General features: G+C 73.7%; 18 protein-coding genes and 1 riboswitch. Of the genes, 8 read left to right on the top strand and 10 right to left on the bottom strand.

Going from position 1 to position 22,528, the window contains the following annotated elements; translation table 11 throughout:
- Positions 1 to 193 precede the first annotated feature (193 nt).
- Positions 194 to 1,921 (top strand): M23 family metallopeptidase, encoded by a 1,728-nt coding sequence (locus Sdia_RS01595; RefSeq protein WP_115069760.1) that lies wholly within the window; start codon positions 194 to 196, stop codon positions 1,919 to 1,921.
- Positions 1,922 to 1,939: 18 nt separating this feature from the next.
- Here Sdia_RS01595 and Sdia_RS01600 read toward each other — a convergent pair whose 3' ends face one another.
- Entirely contained in the window at positions 1,940 to 3,232 is a 1,293-nt protein-coding gene (locus Sdia_RS01600) for a glutaminase (protein ID WP_100452400.1), read from the bottom strand.
- Positions 3,233 to 3,417: 185 nt separating this feature from the next.
- Between Sdia_RS01600 and Sdia_RS01605 the strand changes: the two genes are divergently transcribed.
- Positions 3,418 to 4,014 carry a dihydrofolate reductase family protein gene (locus Sdia_RS01605; protein WP_100452399.1) on the top strand — a complete coding sequence of 199 codons (597 nt, stop codon included), beginning with the start codon at positions 3,418 to 3,420 and terminating at the stop codon, positions 4,012 to 4,014.
- Between the two features lie 11 nt (positions 4,015 to 4,025).
- On the opposite strand, the gene pcrA is transcribed toward Sdia_RS01605, so the two are convergent.
- Positions 4,026 to 6,575 carry a DNA helicase PcrA gene (pcrA, locus tag Sdia_RS01610; protein ID WP_189500140.1) on the bottom strand — a complete coding sequence of 850 codons (2,550 nt, stop codon included), beginning with the start codon at positions 6,573 to 6,575 and terminating at the stop codon, positions 4,026 to 4,028.
- 292 nt (positions 6,576 to 6,867) lie between these two features.
- Positions 6,868 to 7,056: riboswitch (cyclic di-AMP (ydaO/yuaA leader) on the top strand.
- 8 nt (positions 7,057 to 7,064) lie between these two features.
- Between pcrA and Sdia_RS01615 the strand changes: the two genes are divergently transcribed.
- The gene (locus tag Sdia_RS01615; protein ID WP_100452397.1) at positions 7,065 to 8,246 is read left to right on the top strand and encodes a C40 family peptidase; all 1,182 of its coding nucleotides are present in this window, start codon (positions 7,065 to 7,067) and stop codon (positions 8,244 to 8,246) included.
- A gap of 127 nt (positions 8,247 to 8,373) precedes the next feature.
- On the opposite strand, the gene Sdia_RS01620 is transcribed toward Sdia_RS01615, so the two are convergent.
- Positions 8,374 to 8,727 (bottom strand): hypothetical protein, encoded by a 354-nt coding sequence (locus Sdia_RS01620; protein WP_100452396.1) that lies wholly within the window; start codon positions 8,725 to 8,727, stop codon positions 8,374 to 8,376.
- An 857-nt stretch (positions 8,728 to 9,584) separates the two neighbouring features.
- On the opposite strand from Sdia_RS01620, the gene Sdia_RS01625 reads away from it, so the two are divergent.
- The gene (locus Sdia_RS01625; protein WP_189500141.1) at positions 9,585 to 10,688 is read left to right on the top strand and encodes a C40 family peptidase; all 1,104 of its coding nucleotides are present in this window, start codon (positions 9,585 to 9,587) and stop codon (positions 10,686 to 10,688) included.
- A 47-nt stretch (positions 10,689 to 10,735) separates the two neighbouring features.
- Here Sdia_RS01625 and Sdia_RS01630 read toward each other — a convergent pair whose 3' ends face one another.
- Together Sdia_RS01630 and Sdia_RS01635 are read right to left on the bottom strand one after the other, a co-directional pair.
- Positions 10,736 to 11,068, bottom strand: a complete 333-nt coding sequence (locus Sdia_RS01630; RefSeq protein WP_115069755.1) for an SCO4225 family membrane protein — start codon at positions 11,066 to 11,068, stop codon at positions 10,736 to 10,738.
- Positions 11,069 to 11,152: 84 nt separating this feature from the next.
- On the bottom strand, positions 11,153 to 12,130 hold the full coding sequence (locus tag Sdia_RS01635; protein ID WP_100452393.1) for a PI-PLC domain-containing protein: 978 nt from the start codon (positions 12,128 to 12,130) through the stop codon (positions 11,153 to 11,155).
- Positions 12,131 to 12,252: 122 nt separating this feature from the next.
- On the opposite strand from Sdia_RS01635, the gene Sdia_RS01640 reads away from it, so the two are divergent.
- From Sdia_RS01640 to Sdia_RS01650, 3 genes are all read left to right on the top strand, one after another.
- On the top strand, positions 12,253 to 12,696 hold the full coding sequence (locus Sdia_RS01640) for a VOC family protein (RefSeq protein WP_185393051.1): 444 nt from the start codon (positions 12,253 to 12,255) through the stop codon (positions 12,694 to 12,696).
- A 50-nt stretch (positions 12,697 to 12,746) separates the two neighbouring features.
- Complete coding sequence (locus tag Sdia_RS01645) at positions 12,747 to 14,012, top strand: metal-dependent hydrolase family protein (RefSeq protein WP_100452391.1); 1,266 nt, start codon at positions 12,747 to 12,749, stop codon at positions 14,010 to 14,012.
- Positions 14,013 to 14,576: 564 nt separating this feature from the next.
- Positions 14,577 to 14,840: a GlsB/YeaQ/YmgE family stress response membrane protein gene (locus Sdia_RS01650; RefSeq protein WP_100452390.1), complete on the top strand. Its 264-nt coding sequence runs from the start codon at positions 14,577 to 14,579 to the stop codon at positions 14,838 to 14,840.
- Between the two features lie 98 nt (positions 14,841 to 14,938).
- Here Sdia_RS01650 and Sdia_RS01655 read toward each other — a convergent pair whose 3' ends face one another.
- Together Sdia_RS01655 and Sdia_RS01660 are read right to left on the bottom strand one after the other, a co-directional pair.
- Positions 14,939 to 15,670 (bottom strand): DUF4232 domain-containing protein, encoded by a 732-nt coding sequence (locus tag Sdia_RS01655; protein ID WP_189500142.1) that lies wholly within the window; start codon positions 15,668 to 15,670, stop codon positions 14,939 to 14,941.
- A gap of 90 nt (positions 15,671 to 15,760) precedes the next feature.
- Positions 15,761 to 16,732: an alpha/beta hydrolase gene (locus tag Sdia_RS01660; protein ID WP_100452388.1), complete on the bottom strand. Its 972-nt coding sequence runs from the start codon at positions 16,730 to 16,732 to the stop codon at positions 15,761 to 15,763.
- Positions 16,733 to 17,680: 948 nt separating this feature from the next.
- Between Sdia_RS01660 and Sdia_RS01665 the strand changes: the two genes are divergently transcribed.
- Entirely contained in the window at positions 17,681 to 18,925 is a 1,245-nt protein-coding gene (locus Sdia_RS01665) for a PQQ-binding-like beta-propeller repeat protein (RefSeq protein WP_100452387.1), read from the top strand.
- Positions 18,926 to 18,989: 64 nt separating this feature from the next.
- On the opposite strand, the gene Sdia_RS01670 is transcribed toward Sdia_RS01665, so the two are convergent.
- The 3 genes from Sdia_RS01670 to Sdia_RS01680 form a co-directional block, all read right to left on the bottom strand.
- On the bottom strand, positions 18,990 to 19,577 hold the full coding sequence (locus Sdia_RS01670; protein WP_100453297.1) for a DUF4333 domain-containing protein: 588 nt from the start codon (positions 19,575 to 19,577) through the stop codon (positions 18,990 to 18,992).
- A 475-nt stretch (positions 19,578 to 20,052) separates the two neighbouring features.
- A complete protein-coding gene (locus Sdia_RS01675; RefSeq protein WP_189500143.1) occupies positions 20,053 to 20,601 on the bottom strand; it encodes an ATP/GTP-binding protein in 549 nt (182 codons plus the stop codon).
- A 46-nt stretch (positions 20,602 to 20,647) separates the two neighbouring features.
- Positions 20,648 to 22,438, bottom strand: a complete 1,791-nt coding sequence (locus tag Sdia_RS01680; RefSeq protein ID WP_189500144.1) for a BCCT family transporter — start codon at positions 22,436 to 22,438, stop codon at positions 20,648 to 20,650.
- Positions 22,439 to 22,528 lie beyond the last annotated feature (90 nt).

The raw sequence follows: 22,528 nt of genomic DNA on the forward strand, positions 1-22,528 counted from the left end.
GGAATCGAATCCCCGGCCAAGCCTGCGCCCGCCGTCCCCCGAAAGGCGACCGAATGCCCGTTTCTCAACACCAGGAAACCTGCCGAAGATTGTCGGGTCCGCGAACCGGCGGGTACAGTCGCCGCACTGCTCTGCCTCTGGGGGTGCCCCACGCCAGACCCCCAGCCCTGCTGTCGAGGCGAAAGAGAAGTTGGTGAACGACCGTCACCCGTCGGGGAGCACGCACACCCCCGACCCGGCTCCAGACGCCGACTACACGCAGTACGCCACGTACGACCAGCAGAACGCGCAGTTCGGCTACACCGGGTACGAGAGCTACAGCGCACCTGCCCCGGACACGGGCGCCTATGCGGGCGACCCCACCTACGGTTCCGGGATGAGCGGGCTCTACGGCAACGCGGGTTACGCGACCGGGGCCTACGACACCGGCCAGTACGACGCCACCCAGTGGGCGGACGCCGGACAGGCGGCCACGCTGACCGAGCAGCACACCCGGACGTTCGACCCGTACGCGGGCCAGGAGGCACAGCAGCCGCCTGCGCCGTACGACACGGGCACGTACGAGACGGGCACGTACGACACCTCCGGCAGCGGCATCGCGTACGGCACCGGCACGTACGACACGACCGCCGCGTGGGCGGCCCCCGGCTACGAGCAGAGCGACCCCTCCGGCGCACCGGCCCAGACGACGGGCACGTGGACGCCGCCGGGCACGTACGACGCCACCGGCCAGTTCGACACCGGCCAGTGGGACACGACGGGCCAGTGGGACACCGGCCAGTGGGGCACGGCGCAGCACTGGGACCAGGCCACCGGCGCCCCGGCCGAGCCGGAACAGCACACCTTCGACACGGCCGCGTTCGACACCGGCCAGTTCGAGACGGCCCAGCCCTACGAGACCGCCCCGTTCGAGGCGGTCCAGGAGACCACCGGGTACGCCACCGGGCAGTTCGACACCGGCGCCTGGCAGACGGCGGCCCACCTCGCCGACGGCGAGGCTCCCGGGGAGGTCCCCGGCGCCGGGCGCGCCGACGCCCCCGAGGACGAGGCGCCGCACGCCGACACGGCCGACGGCGGCGAGGGGGACGAACCCACCGACTACTACGACCCGTACGAGGACCACGAGGGTGCCGGTGACGGCCGGGCGGCGGTCGTCGGACGGCAGGTGTCCCGGGGCGGACGTTCCTCGCGGCGGCGGCAGCCCGCGAAGCGGTCGGCGCTGCTGACCGTGGCGGTGCCCTCGGTCTGCGTGATGGGCGTGACCGGGATCGCGGCGGCCTCCGTCGGCGACCTCGGCGGCGACGACCAGGACAAGGTGACGACGCAGGCGGCGCCGGACACCTCCGCGGTGAAGCCCGCCGTCGCCAACCGCACTCTCGACACCCAGCTCAGCAACCTCCAGGCGGACGTGAGCAGTTTCGCGGACCGGGCCAGCCGGACCCAGGAGCGCATCGACCTGAAGGAGCGCCAGGAGCTCGCCCGGAAGAAGGCGGCCGAGGACGCCGCCCGCGCCGAGCGGCTGCGGCCGAAGTTCGCGCTACCGGTGGCGCAGCACGGTCTGAGCGCCTACTACGGCCAGGCCGGTATCAACTGGCTCTCCGTGCACACCGGCATCGACTTCCCCGTCTCGCACGGCACGCCCGTGATGGCGGCGACCGACGGCACGGTCCGCACCCAGTGGAACGGCGCCTACGGCAACATGGCCATCGTCACCGCCAAGGACGGTACGGAGACCTGGTACTGCCACCTGTCGAGCACCACGATGCAGAGCGGTGAGGTCAAGGCGGGCCAGACCATCGGCCACGCCGGCACCTCCGGCAAGTCGACCGGGCCGCACCTGCACTTCGAGGTCCGCCCGGGCGGTGGCGCCTCCATCGACCCGCTGGCCTGGTTCCGCAGCCACGGACTCGACCCGCAGTAGCCCGCGACCGCCCGTCCCTCAGCTTCCGGGACCGGGGGCCGCACCCCACTCCCAGGTGTCGACGACACGCGGCCGGACGCCGTCGCCCGCCTCGGGGTCGGGCAGGACGCCCTCCGGGTCGATCAGCGTGACGGCGTGGCCGTCGAGGGTGAGGCGGCGGACCGTCTCCAGGATCATGCGGCGGGCGACGGAGTTGACCGAGTGGACCCGGGTGAGGTCGAGGCCGATCTCGTCGTGGCCTGGCGGGGTGTGGGCGATGCCGTGCACCAGGCGTTCGGCGCCCGCGAACTGGAGGGTGCCCTGGAGTTCGTGGACGAGGGCCGACCTGCTGCCCGGGCCGTGCAGGACACGGCCGCCGCGGAGCGCGGAGCGGGCCGGTGCGGGGGCCTCCATCAGGTGCAGGCCCATGTCGGCGGAGAGCCGTTCGCAGACCCGGACGCCGCGCACGCTGTTGCCGTGGCGGTCCAGGCGCGGGGAGAGGACGCCGATGCCGACCTGCCCGGGGAGCGCGCCCAGGATGCCGCCGGAGACACCGCTCTTGGCGGGGATGCCGACGGTGGTGACCCAGTCGCCGGCCGCGTCGTACATGCCGCAGGTCGTCATGACGCTGAGGACCTGGCGGACCACCTCCCGGCTGACCACCTGTTCGCCGGTGACGGGCTGCACGCCGCCGTTGGCGAGGGTGGCGGCCATCAGCGCCAGGTCGCGGGTGGTGACCAGCAGGGAGCACTGGCGGATGTAGTCCGCCACGACGCGGGGGGCGTCCTCCTCGATGACCTCGTAACCGCGCAGCATGTGGGCGATGGCGAGGTTGCGGTGGGCGGTCCCCCACTCGGAGCGGCAGACCGCCTCGTCCACTTCCAGCCGCCGTCCGGCGAAGGCGGAGATGCCGGCGACGATCCGTTCGAACCGTTCCTCGCGCGGGGCACCGGGCGGCCCCGCGAGGGTGTGGGCGGTGAGGGCGCCGACGTTGATCATCGGGTTGCGGGGGCGGGCCGACCCCTCTTCCAGCGACAGCTCGTTGAACGCCTCGCCCGAGGGCTCCACCCCGATCCTGGCCAGGACCGCCTCGCAGCCCCGGTCGGCGAGGGCCAGTGCGTAGACGAAGGGTTTGGAGATCGACTGGATGGTGAACGGGCTGCGGCTGTCGCCCGCCTCGTAGACCGTGCCGTCGACCGCCGAGACGGCGACGGCGAGCTGCTCCGGGTCCGCCGCGGCCAGCTCGGGGACGTAGTCGGCGACGGCGCCCGCGCGGTCGTCCGCACAGTTGCGCAGGACCTCGTCCAGGTACTCGGGGATCGGTGACCGCACGCCTCGCTCCTCCCGGCGGTCTGTCGGCGTGCCCCTCCGGCCGCCCCCGGGACCGCGCCCGCCCAGTCTCGGCGAGACCCGGCCGGAAACAGGGGCGCGACGCGATGATTCGGTGCCGCCTGACGGGTCTGTCCTGCGGCACCGTGTACGGAACCGCCGTACGCGCCGATCCCGGGAGTCCCGCCATGCGCATCGTCATCACCGAGTTCGTCAGCCTCGACGGCGTCGTCCAGGCGCCCGGCGGCGCCGAGGAGGACACCGACGGCGGCTTCGCCCACGGCGGCTGGTCGGGCCCCTACTTCGACCCGGAGATCGTCGGCGGCGCCTGGGACTCGGTACTGGATAAGGCCGACGCCCTGCTCTACGGCCGCCGCACCTGGCAGGGGATGGCGGCGGCCTGGCCGCGGCAGAAGGACGACCCGTTCGCCGACCGGATGAACGCGATCCGCAAGTACGTGGTCTCCGGCACGCTCGGCGAGGCGGACCTGACCTGGAACAACAGCACGCTGCTCGCCGGGGACCAGGCACTGGAGCTGATCCGCGAGCTGCGCGCGGGCCAGGGACGCGACCTCCTGGTGCTGGGCAGCCCCTCACTGGCCCAAACGCTCCTCGCCGAGGGGCTGGCCGACGAGCTGAAGCTGATCGTCATGCCGGTGCTGCTCGGCGGCGGCAAGTCGCTCTACCCGGCCGACGGCGGCAAGCGCCCGCTGGAGCTGGTCTCCACCACGACCAGCCCCGCCGGCGTCAACGTCTGCACGTACCGGGTCCTGCACCAGGGCTGACCCGGCCCGGGCTACAGCTTCTCGACCGGGGCGTACCGCAGCAGCAGCCGCTTGGGCTTCTCGCCGCCGAAGTCGACGGTGGCCTCGGCGGCCGACCCGGCGCCCTTGACCCCGACGACGGTCCCCAGACCGAACTGGTCGTGGGTGACACGGTCGCCGACGGCCAGCGAGACCACCGGCTGCTCGGCGGCCCGGCGGGTGGCGAAGGCCGGGGCGCCCTTGGCGCGGGTGGAGGAGGAGAGCGAGGAGGCCACCGAACCGGCCGGGCCGCGCGGGCTCGCGGCGGCGGGGGCGCCCATGGCACCCGTCCGCTTCCACTTCAGGTGCTGCTCGGGGATCTCCTCCAGGAAGCGGGAGGGCGGGTTGTACGAGGGCTGGCCCCAGGCGCTGCGCATGGCGGCGCGGGTCAGGTAGAGCCGCTCGCGGGCGCGGGTGATGCCGACGTAGGCGAGGCGCCGCTCCTCCTCCAGCTCCTTGGTCTGGCCGAGGGCGCGCAGGTGCGGGAAGACGCCGTCCTCCATGCCGGTGAGGAAGACGACGGGGAACTCCAGGCCCTTGGCGGTGTGCAGGGTCATCAGGGTGATGACCCCGGAGCCGTCCTCGTCCTCGTCGGGGATCTGGTCGGAGTCGGCGACCAGGGCGACCTGCTCCAGGAACTCCGGGAGGGTGCCGGCGCCCTCCTCCTCGCTGCGGTCCTGCTCGAACTCCAGGGCGACGGCGGCCAGTTCCTGGAGGTTCTCGATGCGGGTCTCGTCCTGCGGGTCGGTGGAGGACTGGAGTTCGGCGAGGTAGCCGGTGCGCTCCATGACCGCCTCCAGCACGGTGGCGGGCCCGGCGCCGGACTCGACGACCGTGCGCAGCTCCTCCATCAGCGTGTTGAACCGCTTGACGGCGTTGGCCGAGCGGGCCGCCATGCCGTACGCCTCGTCGACCCGGCGCAGGGCCTGCGGGAAACTGATCCGCTCGCGCTGCGAGAGGGCGTCGATCATCGCCTCGGCCCGGTCGCCGATGCCGCGCTTGGGGGTGTTGAGGATGCGGCGCAGGGAGACGCTGTCCTCCGGGTTGGCGAGGACCCGCAGGTAGGCGAGGACGTCGCGGACCTCCTTGCGCTCGTAGAAGCGGACACCGCCGACGACCTTGTAGGGCAGGCCGACCCGGATGAAGATCTCCTCGAAGACACGGGACTGGGCGTTGGTGCGGTAGAAGACCGCGATGTCACCCGCCTTGGCGTCGCCCGCGTCGGTCAGCCGGTCGATCTCCTCGGCGACGAACTGGGCCTCGTCGTGCTCGGTGTCGGCGACGTACCCGGTGATGCCGGCGCCCGCCCCGGCGTCGGTCCAGAGGTTCTTCGGGCGGCGGTTCTCGTTCCGCTCGATGACGGCGTTGGCCGCGGTGAGGATCGTCTGGGTGGAGCGGTAGTTCCGTTCCAGGAGGATCGTGGTGGCGTTCGGGTAGTCCTCCTCGAACTGGAGGATGTTGCGGATGGTGGCGCCGCGGAAGGCGTAGATCGACTGGTCGGCGTCGCCCACCACGCACAGCTCGGCCGGCTCGGGGGCCGGGTGGAGCGGGTCGTGGTCGGACTCGGCGCCCTCGGGGACGTCCACCGGGCGGTCGGCCGGGGTGCCGACCAACTCCCTGACCAGGGAGTACTGGGCGTGGTTGGTGTCCTGGTACTCGTCGACCAGGACGTGCCGGAAGCGGCGCCGGTAGTGGTCGGCGACGTCGGGGAACGCCTGGAGCAGGTGGACCGTGGTCATGATGATGTCGTCGAAGTCGAGCGCGTTGGCCTCGCGCAGCCGCGACTGGTACATCGTGTACGCCTGCGCCAGCGTCTTCTCGAAACCTCCCCCAGACTCCGTCTGGGAGGTGCCCCCGGCGGCCTGGGCGGCGAAGTCCTCGGGGTCGACCAGCTCGTTCTTGAGGTTCGAGACCTTGGCGGTGAAGGACTTCGGCGGGAAGCGCTTCGGGTCGAGGTCGAGGTCGCGGCAGACCAGGGCCATCAGCCGCTTGGAGTCGGCCGCGTCGTAGATCGAGAACGACGAGGTGAAGCCGAGGTGCTTCGACTCCCGGCGCAGGATGCGCACGCAGGCGCTGTGGAAGGTGGAGACCCACATGGCGCTGGCGCGCGGGCCGACCAGTTCCTCGACGCGCTCCTTCATCTCGCCCGCGGCCTTGTTGGTGAAGGTGATCGCGAGGATCTGGCCCGGGTGCACGCCGCGCTCGCCGAGCAGGTGGGCGATGCGGTGGGTGAGCACACGGGTCTTGCCGGAACCGGCTCCGGCGACGATGAGCAGCGGCGACCCGCTGTGGACGACGGCGGCGCGCTGCTCGTCGTTGAGCCCGTCGAGCAGGGCGGCCGGATCGACGGCGGGACGCGGGGCGCCGTCCCGGTAGTACGCGTCCCGGTCCACGGGCGCGTCGAACCTCCCGCCGAACAGATCGGCCGGGATCTCCTCCGGCGCCTCCTCCTCGGGCGGGGGCGGCGGCTCGTCGCCGAGCCGGGCGGAGGGCGCCGAGGACTGGAGGTCGGCCAGGAAGCTGTCGTCAAAGAGGCTGCTCATCGCCTACCGAGTCTAGGCCGCCGCGCCGACAACCGGACCCCGCTCCGGGCGGCCCGCCCGCCCGCCACGGGGAACGTGACGTATCGGACACCGCGGAGGCACGCGGGCGCTGTGGGCCAGGTCACGGAGGAGGCCGGCCGGCACCCGCGCGACACCGCTTTTCGACCGTCCACCGACAAGATAACGAAAATGTATCGGGCATATCGCTCACCAACCTTCACAGGCACCACACGAGTTGGCTAGCGTGCTCGCCGGGTCGGTTCGTCCCCCACCGGCGACTCGCGCCGGAGCGCACCGCCCCCTGCCGAATCCGGTACGCCCCCACGGGCCCCGGAGCCGGGGACCCACCGCGCACCACCGGGGTGAATCGGTACCCGCCACGGACCGGGCACGCAGCCCGGCCCGGCCGCCGGAACCGTAGGGCAGCCTTCCGTACGCCCGAACCCGACAGCTAACCCGGCAGGCGGTCCACGGAAGGAGTCGCACGCCTTGGCGTCGCACCGCAAGCCCCGCGCCCCCCGCCACCGCACCGCCGGTGCCCTCGGCCTCACCACGGCCGCCCTCACCTCGGTGGCCCTGCTCTCCCAGACCGCGCAGGCGGCCCCGCAGCGGCCCGCCGCGCCGAAGCCCTCCCTGGAGGAGGTGCAGAAGAAGGTGGACCGGCTCTACCGCGAGGCCGGTACGGCCACCCAGAAGTACAACGCCGCCCAGGAGCGGACCAGGACCCAGCGCGCCAAGGTCGACAAGCTGCTGGACGGCGTCGCCGAGCGGGCCGACAAACTGAACGCCGCCCGCGGCGAGCTGGGCGCCTTCGCCGCCGCCCAGTACCGCAGCGGCGGCATGTCCGAGACGGCCACCCTGCTGCTCGCCGACGACCCGCAGAGCTGGTTCGACCAGAGCCAGCTCATGAACCGCCTCACCCAGCGGCAGAAGGCCGTCGTCGACGACTACCGGACCCAGCAGGCGGCGGCGGGCCGCGAGCGCGCCAAGGCCGCCCGCCAGCTGGAGAGCCTCACCGAGTCGCAGCGCACCCTCAAGGACTCCAAGCGCGAGGTGCAGGCCAAGCTCACCGAGGCCCGCACGCTGCTCTCCGAGCTGACCGCCGAGGAGAAGGCGCGGCTCGCCGAGATCGAGCGGAAGAAGCAGGCCGAGGCCGAGCGCAAGGCGAAGGAGCGCGCGAAGCAGGAGGAGGCCGAGCGCGAGGCCCGGGAGGCGGCCGAGGAGAAGGAGCGCGAGGAGGCCGGCTCAGGCGGCGCGGGGTCGGGTTCCGGCCCGGGCACCGGCTCCGGCGGCGGCTCCACGGCCCCCGGCTCCTCGTACGCCGCCAAGGCCGAGAAGGTGATCGCCTTCGCCCGCGCCCAGATGGGCAAGCCGTACGTCTGGGGTGCGGCCGGCCCCGACTCCTTCGACTGCTCGGGCCTCACCCAGGCCGCCTGGAAGACCGCCGGCATCTCGCTGCCTCGCACCACCTGGGACCAGGTGGGGGTCGGCCAGAAGGTCTCCGTGGACGCAGCCCAACCCGGTGACCTGGTCTTCTTCTACGACGACATCAGCCACGTCGGCATCTACATCGGTGGCGGCGAGATGATCCACGCCCCGAAGCCCGGCGCCGACGTCCGGGTCGAGTCGATCTACTACATGCCGATCCACAGTGTGGTGCGGCCGGCCTGACCGGCGCTCAAGGCCCGTACGGGCGGCCACGCACGGCGAAGGCCGGGTTCCTCACCGTCGTTCGGTGGGGAACCCGGCCTTCGCCGTGCACCGCGGCCCGCGGAACCCCGGACAGGGGGCGGCGGGGTCAGGTCCAGAGGGTGGCGATGAAGATGTTGAGCACGGTCAGGCCGCCGACGGCGGCGAAGACGCCCTTGTCGACCTTCTCGTCGTCGCGTTTCACGTAGACCAGGGCGAGGATGACTATGAGGACCAGCAGCTTGATGCCGATCTTCATGTGGTTGAGGGTGCCGCCGTCCATCTCGCGCAGACCGACCAGGAGGATGCCGGTCACGAGCATGGTGAGGGCGCCGTGGAGCATGGCGGGGATGAAGCGGGCCGTGCCCGCACCGATCGCCTTCATCTGGGTGAGGAAACCACCCAGGAGTGAGGCGATGCCGATGATGTGCAGGCCGACGAACACATTGATGAGGACGTCCATGGCTCGCACCCTAACGAGGCCCCCGGCGCCCCCGGCCCACCAGGGTCCTGCCCGCCGGGACGACGCCGGCCGACGGGCTGCGGCCCGGGGCCGGACACCGTTCGCGGGCGAAGGTGCCGCGGCGGGCGCGGACAGGGCCGACGGCGAGGAACTCGTCGGACGGCACCCGCTCACCGGCGGCCGGGGCCGAAGCGGTGGCCCTTTCGGGAAGCCGGGCTCCCCCGCACCACGTGGCAGGCGGAGGCGGCCAGGCTCGCGGTGAGGCCGTGCCGGGTCGTCCGGGAGGTCTCCCGGGGGGCCGGCCGGCGGTCGACCCGAGGCCGCTCGGCCCGAGGCCGCGCCCACCGCACGCCGCCTCACCGTCCGCCCCGGGTGCGTGGCAGCCGCCGTACGCGTCCTCCCTGCCCGGGCCGGTGCGGCTCGCGGCGGGGGCCGCGTACGCGGTGGTCCCGCCTCCCCGGCCGGAGGCGGGACGGGCCGCGCCGGGTGCGGCGGCGGTGGCGGTGGCGGGCGCGGCTCGTACGCGACGGCAGCGGGCAGCGGGCAGCGGGCAGCGGGCAGCGGGCAGCGGGCAGCGGGCAGCGGGCCATTCGATCATGGGGTCCCGGCGGGGAGGGCAGAGGCGGCGGGGAAGTGGTCACAAGCGGTCGGTCGGCGGTTCCGACCGGATGTTTGCGGACAATCCAGCCCTGGGCCGTGACATTCGGGCTTAGCTCCTCCCTGGCGCACCCGGCACTCGGCATAGTCCACAGGCACCGGCCGCGCCTACGAGACGGCCCGGCGGCACCCGCTCCCCTGCGCGGACCCCACCGGGACCCGGCTCGCTCCCCTGACCCCGACCGGAAGGACGCGCGGCTGTGGCCTCGCACCGGAAGCCCCGATTCCGCAAGCTGGCGGTGAATCTCCCCGCCCCCGGGCGCCTCACGCCGGGAGCCTCTCTGCGCAACGCCACCGCCACCGCGCTGGCCCTCGCCGGGGCGGCGGGCTCGGTGGTCGCCGGTTCGCCCGTGGCGCAGGCCGCGCCCGGCCCGACGCCCGCGCAGGTCAAGGCCAAGGTGGACCGGCTCCACCGGGAGGCCGAGATCGCCACCGAGAAGTACAACGGCGCCAAGGAGAAGGCCGACAAGGCCGAACGCCGCCTCGACGGGCTCCAGGACGAGGCGGCCCGCCGGACCGCCCAGCTCAACCAGGCCCGTACCGCGCTGGGCGCCACCGCCGCCGCGCAGTACCGCGCCGGTGCGGTGGACCCGTCCGTCGCGCTCTTCCTCACCTCGGATCCCGACGGCTACCTCGACCGGGCCGCCCGCGCCGACCGCGCCGCCGGACGCCAGTCCGCCCAGATCGCCGGGGTGCGCCAGAAGATGCGCGTCGTCGACCAGTTGCGCACCGAGGCCGACACGGTCCTGGCCGGGCTGGAGAAGCGCCGCGGCGAACTGCGTGCGCACAAGAAGACGGTCACCGGCAAGCTGGCCGAGTCCCGCGCCCTGCTCGCCCGCCTGACCGCCGCCGAACGCGCCGAGGTCACCGGTAAGGAACCGCGCGCCTCCCGCGCCCAGGCCCGCCCCGCGTCCTCCGCCGCCTCTCCCGCCGCCGGCGCGGTCAAGGCCCCGAACTCCCGTGCCGCCCAGGCCGTCGCCTTCGCCCGCACCGCCATCGGCAAGCCGTACGTCTGGGGCGCGACCGGCCCGAACGCCTTCGACTGCTCGGGCCTGACGCAGGCCGCCTGGCGCGCCGCCGGTGTCTCCCTCCCCCGCACCACCTACACCCAGATCAACGCCGGCCAGCGTGTCTCCCGCGACCGACTCGCCCCCGGCGACCTGGTCTTCTTCTACTCCTCCATCAGCCACGTCGGCCTCTACATCGGCGACGGCCAGATGATCCACGCCCCGAACCCGAACGCCCCCGTCCGCGTCGCCCCGATCAGCGAGATGCCGTTCGCGGGGGCGACGCGGGTGGCGTGAGCCGGAGTCCCGGAGTCGGGCGACCGACCGGGGGCGCGGGACGCCCCTCAGGCGTGGCTCGCCCCCGTCCGGCCGTGGCCGTGACCGCGGGAGGCCAGCCACCGGTACCCCGCTCCCAGCGCGAGGGCCTGCACGAGGGCTCCGGCCGCGACGCCGAGGAACGGGAGCGGCCCCGGGAGGCCGGCGAGGAGGAGGGAGGTGGGTGCGGTGACGAAGAAGCCCCAGACCGCGGCCGTACTGGCGTCGGCGTGGGTGACCAGGAGGGTGTCCACGCCGATCCACACCCAGACGGCGGCGACGACGGCGAGGTAGCCGAGGGCGAGCGGGTTGAGCAGGCAGCGGCGGAGGGTCGTACCGGCGGAACGCGGTGCGGCGGGCATGTCGGGGCCTCCTGAGGAACCGTGGTGGTCGTTGTCGGGTCCCACGGTGTCAGGGAAGGAGCACGGCGGCTTGAGTAGCCGTACTCACCCGCGCTGTCGGTAGGTGTACGTGTTCAGGGCGTCGACGGCCGCCATCGGGTCGCCGTCGCCGTACTGGTCGACGGCGAGGAAGTTGGGCTTCTTCGCCGCGGCGGGCAGGCAGTGGTTCTCGGCCCGGTCCTGGAGCTTGGCGTTGTCGTTGGCGTACGTCGGGTACACCGGGACGTCGCGGAAGTGGTTCATCACGAAGAGGCGGCGGAAGCCGGGCTCCTCCTGGGTGAGGGGTACGTCGTCCCAGCGGCTGCGGCAGGTCCAGTCGGCGTCGCCGATGCCGCCACCCATCGACCAGTGATTCTCGACCGTCCAGTCCTTCTGGCTCATGAAGCCGAGCCGGTTCTTGCCGTTCTCGCGGCCGGAGGCGGCGGTGTCGGCGGTGAAGAGCAGGAGCCGCTGTCCCGAGGCACGCAGGGAGCTGACGGCCGGCCAGCCGTTCTCGCGCACCCCCGCGGTGTCCGGCCGGAAGACCCGGCCGCCGAGCCGGCCGCCGTCGGCGAGCAGGGCGCCGAGTTCCGCGGTGAGCTGGTCGGCGGTGGTGTAGTCCTCCAGGAAGACGGTGATGACGGCCTCCTGGTCGCGCTCCAGGAAGTCGGCGATCGCGGTGAAGACGGTGGCCGCGTCGACGTTGGAGCCGCAGGGGTTGAGGACGGGGATCGCGTGGCACATGCGCACCCGGCCGTTCGCGTGGTGCGCGTCCAGCATCAGCGCCCGTACCCCGTCGTCCAGTTGGCGGGCGACGCTGTGCGGCTGGTTGGGGGCCGCGAGGGCGGACCTCCGCTGGTCCTCGGTGTTGTGCATGGCGTTGTGCCCGGTGAGGAAGGTCAGGTCGGCGAGGGTCGGGTCCGCCGGCAGGGGCTCGCGTCCGGCGGCGGCCGCCGGGCCCTGGCCGGTGAACGCGGTCAGGGCCAGGGCGAGGGCCGCGACGGCGGCCGCACCCCGCCCCGTGAACGTACGACGCGTCCGCACCGCGGGTCCCCTCTCCGCCGGAACTCAGGGCGCCGACACGCCCGTTGGGGAGGGTGGCACAGAACACGGGGGCGCACCAGGGTGCCCGGCGGGGCCCGCCGGGGGCGCCTACACTGCCCGGCATGGCTTGTCGCATCAGTGAGCTGGTCGTCGACGCCGCCGACGCTGAACGGCTCGCCGTCTTCTGGAGCGAGGTCCTCGGCCACGTCGAGGTCGGCCGGGAGGACGACGGGAGCATCGAGACCGGGCCCCCCGGCACCGGCTTCGGCGGCCCGCGGCCCACCCTCGTCCTCAGCCCGACCGAGGACCCGCGCCCCCGGCGGCTCCGGCTGCACCTAGACGTCAGTCCGACCGACCGCGACCAGGACGCCGAGCCGGCGCGCCTTCTCGCGCTCGGTGCCAGCCACGCGGACGTCGGCCAGACGGGTGAGGAGTCCTGGCACGTCCTGGCCGACCCCGAGGGAAACGAGTTCTGCCTGGTCCGCGCCGGACGGAGGCCGCCCCGGCTCCGGCACGGCCCCGGGGTGCGGGACGGGCGCCGTGCGGGATGGGGCGGCACGCCCTAGCGTGGGTCTCGGGGCCCGGCTCCTGCCGGCCCGTGCGGGAGGTGGTCCGTGTGACCGCGTTTCTGATCAGCGGGGCGTCCGTGTGGGACGGTCTCGCCGACGCTCCGGCCCAAGGGCTGGAGGTGTGGGTCGAGGACGGCCGCGTACGAGCCGTCGGAGCGGATCTCTCGCCGCCGCCGGACGCGGAGACCGTCGACCTCACCGGGCACACGCTCACCCCGGGCTTCATCGACTGCCACACCCATGTCGCGATCCAGCCCGACATCCTCCGCTCGCTGGTCGGGTCCTCGGCGGCCGCGGCGCTGCGGGCGGTCCCCGTGCTACGGAGCCTGCTGGCCGGCGGGTTCACCACGATCCGCGACCTGACCTGCGCCGACGTCGCTTACACCACCCTGGACCTGCGGGACGCGGTGGCGGCCGGGCTCGTCGAGGGGCCGCGCATGCTGGTCGCCCCGCATCTCATCTCGGCGCGCGGCGGCCACGGTGACTTCAGCGGTGTCCTCGACGACCAGCGGCAGGGCCGCGAACGGGTGCTGGAGATGGCCGCGGCCGACGGCCCCGACGAGATCCGTACCCGGGTGCGGGAGGAGGTCCGGGCCGGTGCCGACTGGATCAAGTTCGCCGCGTCCGGGGGTTTCAGCTCGCCGTCGGACGACCCGAGCCGTCCGGCCTACAGCCAGGAGGAGATGGACACCCTGGTCGCCACCGCCGCCGACCTCGGCGTCCCGGCGACCCCGCACGTCTACAGCGACGAGGGCGTCCAGCGTGCCGTGCGGGCCGGTGTCCGCAGCGTCGAACACGGCAATCTCGCCTCGGCCGGGACCCTGGCGATGATCGAGGAAGCCGGGGTCTTCCTCGTCCCGACGCTGTACACGATCCTCGCCGACGCGCGCCGGGTGGACGACGACGCGTACTGGAGCACCCGCCCGCCCTACAAGCGGCGCAAGTTCCGGCAGTTCCACGACGCGCTCCTGGCGGCCGCCGAGCACCTGGCCGCCAGCGACGTGCGGATCGCCTTCGGGACGGACGCCGGGATGTTCCCGCACGCGGAGAACTGGCGGGAGTTCCCGGCGCTGGTCTCGGCCGGGATCTCCCCGCTGCGCGCGCTGAAGGCCGCCACCAGCGTCGCCGCGGAGCTGCTTCGCCTCGACGATCTCGGGGTGATCGCCGAGGGGAGGACCGCCGACCTCGTCGCCATGCCCGGCGACCCGTTCAGCGACATCGAGGCGACCGGCCGCGTCGACTTCGTCATGAAGGCCGGGGTGATCCATCACCGGCCGCCCCGGTCCGGCGGGCGAGGATCAGGGCGCGGATGAGCCCGTGCCCCCGGCCGGGCCGGGCGGACCGGAACGGTGGGTACGAGGCGTGGGCCAGGGCGGCCAGGGCCTCGGTGCGGCAGGAGGTGTGTCCTCCCGCAGGACGTGGTGCTCCTCGCGTCCCGTGCGGTCGACGGTGAGGTCGAACCGGCCGTCGGTGCCCGGCAGCCGGCCGACGGGGCCCGGACACTCCTCGACGCCCTCGATCGGGAGATGCGGGAGACGCTGTGCGCGCGGACGGCGCGGAAGTGCCCGGCGGGCAGGAAGGCGGAGGCCAGGTCGCGTACGGGGGTGAGCCGGGGCAGGCTTGACCCGGAGCCGCTGCCGGACGGGGTCTGCTGGCGGCGAGGAGGACGTCCGACCTCCCGGCCGCCGGCGAGGAGCCCTACGCCCACCACTGGTGCGGGAAGTTGGCTGACCCCGTGGGCGGGGCGGCGGCCGGGGGCCCACGACTCGGGCCGAACGGGTGGACATGGGAGGGCGCGCCCGGGGAATGTGTCCTCCGGTACGACACTCGTGTAGTAGCGACTTCAGGGCATACCGAGAAAAGCAAAGGACGCGCTCATGGGCATCATCGCCTGGATTCTGATCGGCCTCATCGCCGGAGCCATCGCCAAGGCACTCACCCCCGGCAAGGACCCGGGAGGCTGCCTCGTCACGATGGTGATCGGCATCGTGGGTGGTCTGCTGGGCGGCTGGCTCGGCAAGGTCATCTTCGGCGTCCACTCGATCAACGGGTTCTTCCACCTGTCGACCTGGATCGCCGCCATCGTCGGTTCCGTGATCGTGCTGCTGCTCTACCGCCTCCTCACGGGGAACAGGCGCTGAGCGGCACCCCCGTACGGACCACGGACCACCGGGTACGCGGCAGGCGGCGACGAGGACACCCTCGTGGCCGCCTGTCCCGTGTACGGGAGGGGACGGGGTCACGGCGCGCGATCGCCCACCGGCCCGACCTGGAAGCTGTCCCCGCACACCCGGAGGCCGTCGAGACCGTGGGTGGTCACCGTCTGTTTCGAGCCGGGCGGGTAGACGAGCAGCGTGGCCGCCTCGGGCCAGCAGCGGCCGTCGGTGACGCCCTCGCCCGCCGTCTTGACGGTCGCGTGGGCCGCCTGCCCGGGCCGCAGCCGCACCGGGCCGCCGCCCGCCCCGTCACTGCTGCGGGTGGCGGGCTCGCCCACGCGCTCCCCGCCCGCGTCCAGCAGGGAGACGCCGGGGTGGCCGACCAGGTCGCAGGGTTCGGTACCGGTGTTGGTCAGGCGCAGGTCGAAGTACTTGCTGTTCATCTCCTGTCCGTGCGCCTTCAGCGTCAGCGCCAGCCCCGTGGCCTCGCACCGGCCGACGGCAGCGGGCCGGGGCGTGGCCGGGGCGGAGGCCGGAGGGCCGCCCCCGCCCTCGTCGGGGCCCTCGGCGGACGGGGCCGCGCTCGACGGCGGGGTGCCCGTGCTGGCGGCCGGACCGGCGGCCGGTGAGGTCTGCGTGTCGCCGCTCCTGTCGGCGGCGCCCGTGTCGGCCGTGCCGCTGCCGCCGCACGCCGTCAGCACGGCCACGCAGGCGATCGCCGGCACCACGCCCCACGGCCGCCCGGGCCGCCCCCTCGCCTCCTCCGGTCCGCTCCGCCGCCGAGTCCGCCCGTCGCCCTGGTGTGTGTGGCTCATGCTGATGCGGTTACCCGTCCGGCGGCACCCCTGCACCACGGGCCGCCGCCCGGCCGGTGGGCGGCGGCGCGTCGTGGGGGCGTACGGGTCTCAGTCGTGCAGGGCCTTGGTGAGGGCGTCGATCGCGAGATGGCGGGCGACGTGGGCGGCGCGGGTGTCGCGCAGGCTGTCCAGGAGCAGGAAGTCGTGGACCGTCCCGGTGACCCGTACGGCCGTCACCTCGACCCCGGCCTCGCGCAGCCGCGCCGCGTACGCCTCGCCCTCGTCGCGCAGGACGTCGGCCTCGTCGGTGATGACCAGCGCCGGGGGCAGCCCGCGCAGTTGCTCCGTGGTCGCCCGGAGCGGCGCGGCGTAGACCTCGCCGCGCTGGGCGGGGTTGGGGGCGTACTGGTCCCAGAACCAGGTCATGCCGTCCCGGGTGAGGTAGTAGCCCTCGGCGAACTGGGCGTAGGAGGCGGTGTCGAAGCCGGCGTCGGCGACCGGGTACAGCAGCACCTGGCCCTTCAGGTCGATGCCGCCGCGCTCCTTGTTCATGATCGTGAAGACGGCCGCCATGGCGCCGCCGACGGAATCGCCGGCGACCGCGACCCGCGAGGTGTCCAGCCCGTGCTCGGCCCCGTGTTCCAGGACCCACTGGCCGACCGCGTAGTTCTGCTCCACCTGCGTCGGGTACCGGGCCTCGGGCGCCCGGTCGTAGACGGGGAAGACGCCCGCCGCGCCGGCCCCGACGGCCAGCTCGCGAAAGAGCCGGTCGTGGGTGTTCTCGTCGCCGAAGACCCAGCCGGCACCGTGGATGTGGAGGACGACGGGGAGCGGCCCGGTGGCGCCCCTCGGCCGGATGATCCGGGTACGGACCCGCCCCCACTGCCCGGCGTCGACGGTCACCCACTCCTCGTCGACTTCGGGCCGCTCCACGCCCTCTCCGCTCTGGAGCCCGGCGAGGATGTCCCGCCCCTGCTCGGGCGGCACCTCGTAGATCCGGGGGTGCGGGTCGGTCGCCTCCGCGAGTTCCTTGGCGGCGGTCTCCAGGTACGGGGTGGGGGGCGGGGGAAGCTCGGACATGCGGTCCTCCGGAAGGGAAGCGGCTGGGCGCGCACCGGACCAGGCCGTGCCCGGGGCACGCAGGGGCGCTTCCTTCAGTTTTCGTCCGGTACAGGCGGGTCGCAATGGGAGCGCGGGGACTTGCGCGTCAGGGCCGCCCCGGAGCGCAGCGCGAACAGGACGAAGAGGCCGCCCACGCCTCCCATGACGAGCGCGGCGCCGGCATCCGCCTCCACCGCGACGGGCAACCGGTCACCAGGCTGAGTGCACCGGTCAGCAGGAAGAGCACGCGTGCCACGAGGCGCGGTCGCCACCGCGCGCATCGATCAGCGCGGGACCGAGGCCTCCCCCCGTCTCCGGCACCGCTCGCGCCACGCGCTCCCCCGCTCCGGCCTCACAGCGGCGGCAGTCCCGTCCGGCCGTACGACCTGCCCGGCTGCTGGTACCACCCCCTTCCAGCGCCGGCAGTCGGACAGGCCCATCCCGGTGCCCATGAACAGGGCGGCCACCCGGGTCAAGGGCAGCCACTGCTGGACCACGGCCGGCAGCCCCACGCAGTACCCGGCCGGGCAGAGCCGGCGGAACCAGGGCTCCCCGGGCACCGCGGGGCCTCCCGGAGGAGGAAGGCGAGCACGCCGAGCGCCATCACCGCGCCCGCGACCGGGACTTTGGCGGGCGTGACGTCGAGGGCTCGGGATGCCGCCGTGGTGGTCCGGGGCAACGGTCACTCTCCTCTTCCCGCACCGGTTCCGGGGAGCGGGAGGGTGCGGACGTCACCGTGGAAGAACGGGGCGGCGCCTTCCCCGCCTCCCCCTTGAGCCACCGTCCCGTCGCCCGTGCGTATGTACCAGGCCGTTCACGAAGTCGTCCCGGTTGGGCCGCACCACCTTCCGCAACCGTGTGGCGGCGGCCTACGTTCCTGGGCGCAGACGGGGTTTCCGTACGGACGCAGTCACAGGGGGACGACACATGAGCGGCACGACGACGGGCGGGACCTCCAGACGGCGGGTGCTGCGGCTGGCCGGGGGCGGCCTCGCGCTGGCCGCCCTGGGGGCCGGGGCGGCGGGCTGCCGCGAGGACGGGGTGGACGAGGCGGGCTCCGGGGGTTCCGGCGGCACGGAGCCGGCCGGGAGCGGAAAGCCTTCCTCGGACGGCGGGGACGGGGGCGGGAGCGGCAAGGGGCCGAAGCCCTTGTGGACGGAGTCGGTCCCCGCCCAGACCTACGGCGACAACGACGAACTCGTCGCCGTGGCAGGCATGGTGATCGCCAGTGGTTCGCCGCTGAAGGCCCTGGACGCCGCCACCGGCAAGGAGCGGTGGTCGCTGCCGGAGGGCGCGACGCCCGGCGCCCCGCTGCTCGTCGCGGGCGACACCCTGTACCTGGCCAGCGGCAAGTACGACGGCACGGTCGCCGGTTACTCCCCGGCGACCGGCGAGGAGACCTGGCGGGGACGGCTCGGCAAGGGCTACCGGCAGCCGCGGCCCGTCGCGGTCGACGACCGGCAGGTGTACGTGGTCGCCGAGATCCTGGAGGAGGACAACTCCTCGCACACCAACGTCATCGCGGCGTTCGACAGCGGCTCGGGCAAGCTCGTCTGGAGCGAGCAGCGCGACCTGGGGACCGAGCAGAACGGCATCCACGCCGCCGTCGAGGGCCGCCACCTCGTCTACACCGACTTCAAGAAGAACCTGACCGTGCGCGACACCGCCACCGGGCGGCAGGTGTGGACGCAGAAGACCGACAAGACGAACTACGGCTTCTTCACGGTCCACGCGGGGCTGGTGATCGTCCCCCAGGGCGACCGGCTCCAGGCGTACGCACTCGCCGACGGCGCCCGCGAGTGGTCGCTGAAGGCCACCCGCTTCACCACGTTCAAGGAACCGTCCGTGGTGGACGGCGTGCTCTACATCGCCGACAGCGGAAGGACGGTACGGGCCGTCGCCCCGGGGAGCGGCAAGGAGATCTGGCGGTCCGAGGCGCTGGCCGAGGCCGGCTTCCAGGTCCCGAGGCAGTACGTCAAGGCGGGCGACGTCGTCTACGCCGCCACCGACCTGGACAAGGACGGCGGTGTGGCCGCCCTCGACGCCGGCTCGGGCAAGGTGCGCTGGACCTTCAACGACGGCTCGGGCGACCACCACGCCTGGCTGGTGGCCACCGACGGTGAGCGGGTCTTCGCCCTGCACGGCAAGAAACTGCACGCGCTGCCCGCGTAGGGGGCGGCGCCCGGGGCGCGGCTCCCCGCCGCGCCCCCGCGCCCCCGCGGGACGGAAGCACCCGTCAGCCGCCCGGGGAGTCGTCCACCGCGAAGTCCATCCGGACGTCGTCGCCGTCGACCGACTTCGCGGTGACCGTCACACCGTACTGCTCGCCGTCCGCGGCCAGTTGGCAGCGCACGGTCGCGCCCACGCGGGCCGGCAGGTCCTCCTGGCAGGCCAGGGCGTCGGGCTGCCGGCCGGTCCGCGCGGCCAGGGCCGCCTTGCCCTGGCGAGCGACCTCGGCCTTGTCGACGGCGGGCGCCCCGGCCCCCGCGTTCGGCGGACCGGTGGGCTCCGGCGCGGCGGACGTGCCCGCACCCGGACCGTCGTCCACCTTGAAGTCGATCTCGGCCTTGCCTCCCCCGACCGAGGCCGTGGTGGCGGTCAAACCCTGTTTCTCGCCGTCGACCGCCAGTTCGCAGCGCACGGTGGCGCCCTTCTCGGCCTTGAGGTCGTCCTCGCAGGTGACCGAGTCGGGCACGCGGCCGACCTTCTCCCCGAGTGCCGCCGAGGCCCGCTTCGCGACCTCTTCCTTGCTGACCGAGCCCGTGGCACTCACGCTCGCCGAGCATCCGGTGGCGAGCAGCACGGCGACGGCTCCCGCCGCGATGCGGGCCGCTCCCCGGCGCCGGCCCTTCCGTCCTGTCATGTGCACAGTCCCCCCGTGGAACGATCGTTCGGAACGTCTCGGCCGCCGAACCTACCACCGGCGCCCTTCCCCCCGGCCCGGCACTCGTACGGCCGGTCGGCCCGCTCCTCGGACGGGGAGCACCCTGGCCCCGGCCGACCGGGGCACGCTCCGCCCCCGCGCGCCCGCCCGGCGGCACTCGGGGCGGTCCTGACGACCGGCCCGGCGCTGACCCCCGCGCGCGGCCCGGCGGCCGGCGCCGTTCGCGTACGCGCTGGAGGCGGCGGTGGCCGAGGACGGCGACGGCTCCTCCCGCGGGCGGGCACGGTGCCGGCGACGCTGCCCCTCGTACGGGCCGAGCCACCGCCTGACCTCGTACGACCGGGCCCGCCAGCCCGCCGTCGGGCGGGGCCGCCCCGTCGGGCACGCCGTCTGCCGGGGACGGTGCCGCGCGTGTTCACCGCTCCCCCACCTCCGCCAGGATCCGCTCCACCCGCTCCTCCACCGTCGCCGGGGCGACCTCCACCAGCCGGAAGCCGAAGCGCCGGTAGCTCTCCTCATGGAGCTTCTCGAAGGCGAGGGACTCCTCGTAGGTGATGCGGCGGGCCGCGGTGAGTTCCAGGAAGCCGAGGGGGCGGAGCAGGAAGACGTGGGGCTCGTAGCGGCCGGCGGCGGTGATGCGGCCGAGTTCGGCGGTGAGGTCGGGCGGGACGGGGTGGCCGAGGTAGGCCGCGAGGGCGTGCATGCAGACCGGGGAGCGGTCGAGGAAGCAGAGACCGGCCGGGTCCGGCGCCGCGTCGGCCCGCGCCTCGCGGGCGCGTTGCTCGGCGGTGACCCGGGTGAGGAAGCCGGGGTCGGTCCACGGCTCCCGGACGCCTTGGGCCTGCTCGCGGGCGATGACGGCGGTGGCCGCCTCGCCGACGGTCCGGTGGCCGCGGGCCGCCAGCGCCCGCAGGACGGTGGTCTTGCCCGCTCCGGGGGTGCCCGTGAGGATGTAGCGCCGCATGGCGTGGTCCTTTCCGGCCGGGCCCCCTTCACCCGGCGGGCGCGGCCTACTCCTTGTGGTCCGGTTCCTGGCCGGGGTCCTGGCCCCGCTTCCCGCCGTCGGACGGGGCCGCCTCGCTCCGGCCGTCGTCGCCCTGGGCGCGGCTGCGGGCCGCGCGACGCAAGCGGGGGTGGGCGGTGGTGTCGACCCGGCCCTCCGACATGGCCTCGCCGATCATCCGGCGGACCGCGTCGCGCAGGCCGTGCAGGGCCTGGTGGCGGCGGGGCCCCGCGGTGGGGTCCTCCCGCAGTTCGCGGACGGTGGCCCAGCACAGGCCCAGCATGACGACGACGAAGGGGAGGGCGACGAGGATGGTGGCCGACTGGAGGGAGTCGAGGCCGCCGGCGATGAGCAGCGCGGCGGCCACGGCGGCCATCAGCACGCCCCAGGTGACGTTGAGCCAGGCGCGCGGGTGCAGGGCGCCCCGGCTGGTGAGCGAGCCCATCACGAGGGAGGCGGAGTCGGCGCTGGTGATGAAGTACATCATGATGAGGACCATCGCGAACCATGCCGTCACCTCGGGCAGCGGCAGTGCGTCCAGCATCGAGAAGAGCGTCGCCTCGGTGCCCTCCGACTCCTTCTCGGCCATGTCGACCACGCCCGTCTCGTCCAGCCGGATGCCGGTCCCGCCGAGCACGCAGAACCACACGGCGGAGGCGCCGGAGGGGATCAGCAGCACGGCGAGGAGGAACTCGCGGATGGAACGCCCCTTGGAGATGCGGGCGATGAAGGTCCCGACGAACGGCGCCCAGGACAGCCACCACGCCCAGTAGAAGATCGTCCACTGGCCGAGCCACTCGCTGTCCGTGAAGGCGCCGGTGCGGGTGGCCATCGAGATCAGCTCGTTGAAGTAGCCGCCGACGCTGGAGGGGATGGCGTCGAGGATGTAGACGGTCGGGCCGACGAGGAAGATGAAGAGCATCAGCAGGGCGGCCATCACCAGGTTGACCGAGCTGAGCCACTTCACGCCGCCGTGCAGCCCGGTGAAGGCGGAGACGACGAAGGCCGCGCCGAGCACCACGATGATCAGCAGCTGGAGCCCGGTGGTGTTCTCGACGCCCGCCGTCAGCTGGAGGCCGGTGGCGATCTGCAGGGCGCCGATGCCGAGGCTGGTGGCCGTGCCGAAGACGGTGGCGAAGACGGCGAGCAGGTCGAGCAGCCGGCCGACGACGCCGTTGGCCCGCCGCTCCCCGATGAGCGGGACGAAGACGGCGCTGATCCGGTTGCCGCGCCCGAGCCGGAAGGTGGTGTACGCGAGCGAGAGGCCGACCACGCCGTAGATCGCCCAGGGGGTCAGCGTCCAGTGGAAGAACGAGTACTCCAGGGCCCGGCCGGCCGCCTCGGGGGTGCCGGCCGTGGCGTCGGTGGAGGGCGGCGGGCTCAGGTAGTGGGCGACCGGTTCGCCGACGCCGTAGAAGATGAGGCCGATGCCCATGCCCGCGGCGAACATCATGGCGACCCAGGCGAAGTCGGTGAACTCCGGTTCGTCCTCGGCGGTGCGCGCCAGCTTGATGCGGCCGAAGCGGCTGAAGGCGAGGATCACGCAGAGGACCAGGAAGACGTCGGCGGCGATCACGAAGAGCCACTCGAAGTTCTCCAGCACCCACGGCAGGGCCGTGTCGGAGAAGCTCTGGAACGAGGACTTGCCGAAGCTCGCCCACAGGACGACCGCGACGATGCCGAGCACGCCGATCGCGACGACCGGGACGTCCGGCCGGGAGTCGGCGCCGGGCGGTTCGGCGGACGTGGGGCCGTGCGGGCTGTCCGGGGGCAGGTCGGCGGTGTCGGTGGTGCTCATAGCTGCCCACTATGGTCCGAGCACCGGACATACCGTCACATACCACGCCGGTGCGGGGCCGAACGGCGCGGCGGCCGGGAGCCCGGCCGC

Source organism: Streptomyces diastaticus subsp. diastaticus, from assembly GCF_011170125.1.
Taxonomy (GTDB): Bacteria; Actinomycetota; Actinomycetes; order Streptomycetales; family Streptomycetaceae; genus Streptomyces; species Streptomyces diastaticus.

Bases quoted from the DNA above. Each gene is read 5' to 3' on its own strand.
- Sdia_RS01605 (WP_100452399.1), top strand. From the start codon at position 3,418: ATGCGCATCGTCATCACCGAGTTCGTCAGCCTCGACGGCGTCGTCCAG.
- pcrA (WP_189500140.1), bottom strand. From the start codon at position 6,575: ATGAGCAGCCTCTTTGACGACAGCTTCCTGGCCGACCTCCAGTCCTCG.
- Sdia_RS01620 (WP_100452396.1), bottom strand. From the start codon at position 8,727: ATGGACGTCCTCATCAATGTGTTCGTCGGCCTGCACATCATCGGCATC.
- Sdia_RS01630 (WP_115069755.1), bottom strand. From the start codon at position 11,068: ATGCCCGCCGCACCGCGTTCCGCCGGTACGACCCTCCGCCGCTGCCTG.
- Sdia_RS01640 (WP_185393051.1), top strand. From the start codon at position 12,253: ATGGCTTGTCGCATCAGTGAGCTGGTCGTCGACGCCGCCGACGCTGAA.
- Sdia_RS01650 (WP_100452390.1), top strand. From the start codon at position 14,577: ATGGGCATCATCGCCTGGATTCTGATCGGCCTCATCGCCGGAGCCATC.
- Sdia_RS01655 (WP_189500142.1), bottom strand. From the start codon at position 15,670: ATGAGCCACACACACCAGGGCGACGGGCGGACTCGGCGGCGGAGCGGA.
- Sdia_RS01660 (WP_100452388.1), bottom strand. From the start codon at position 16,732: ATGTCCGAGCTTCCCCCGCCCCCCACCCCGTACCTGGAGACCGCCGCC.
- Sdia_RS01665 (WP_100452387.1), top strand. From the start codon at position 17,681: ATGAGCGGCACGACGACGGGCGGGACCTCCAGACGGCGGGTGCTGCGG.
- Sdia_RS01675 (WP_189500143.1), bottom strand. From the start codon at position 20,601: ATGCGGCGCTACATCCTCACGGGCACCCCCGGAGCGGGCAAGACCACC.
- Sdia_RS01680 (WP_189500144.1), bottom strand. From the start codon at position 22,438: ATGAGCACCACCGACACCGCCGACCTGCCCCCGGACAGCCCGCACGGC.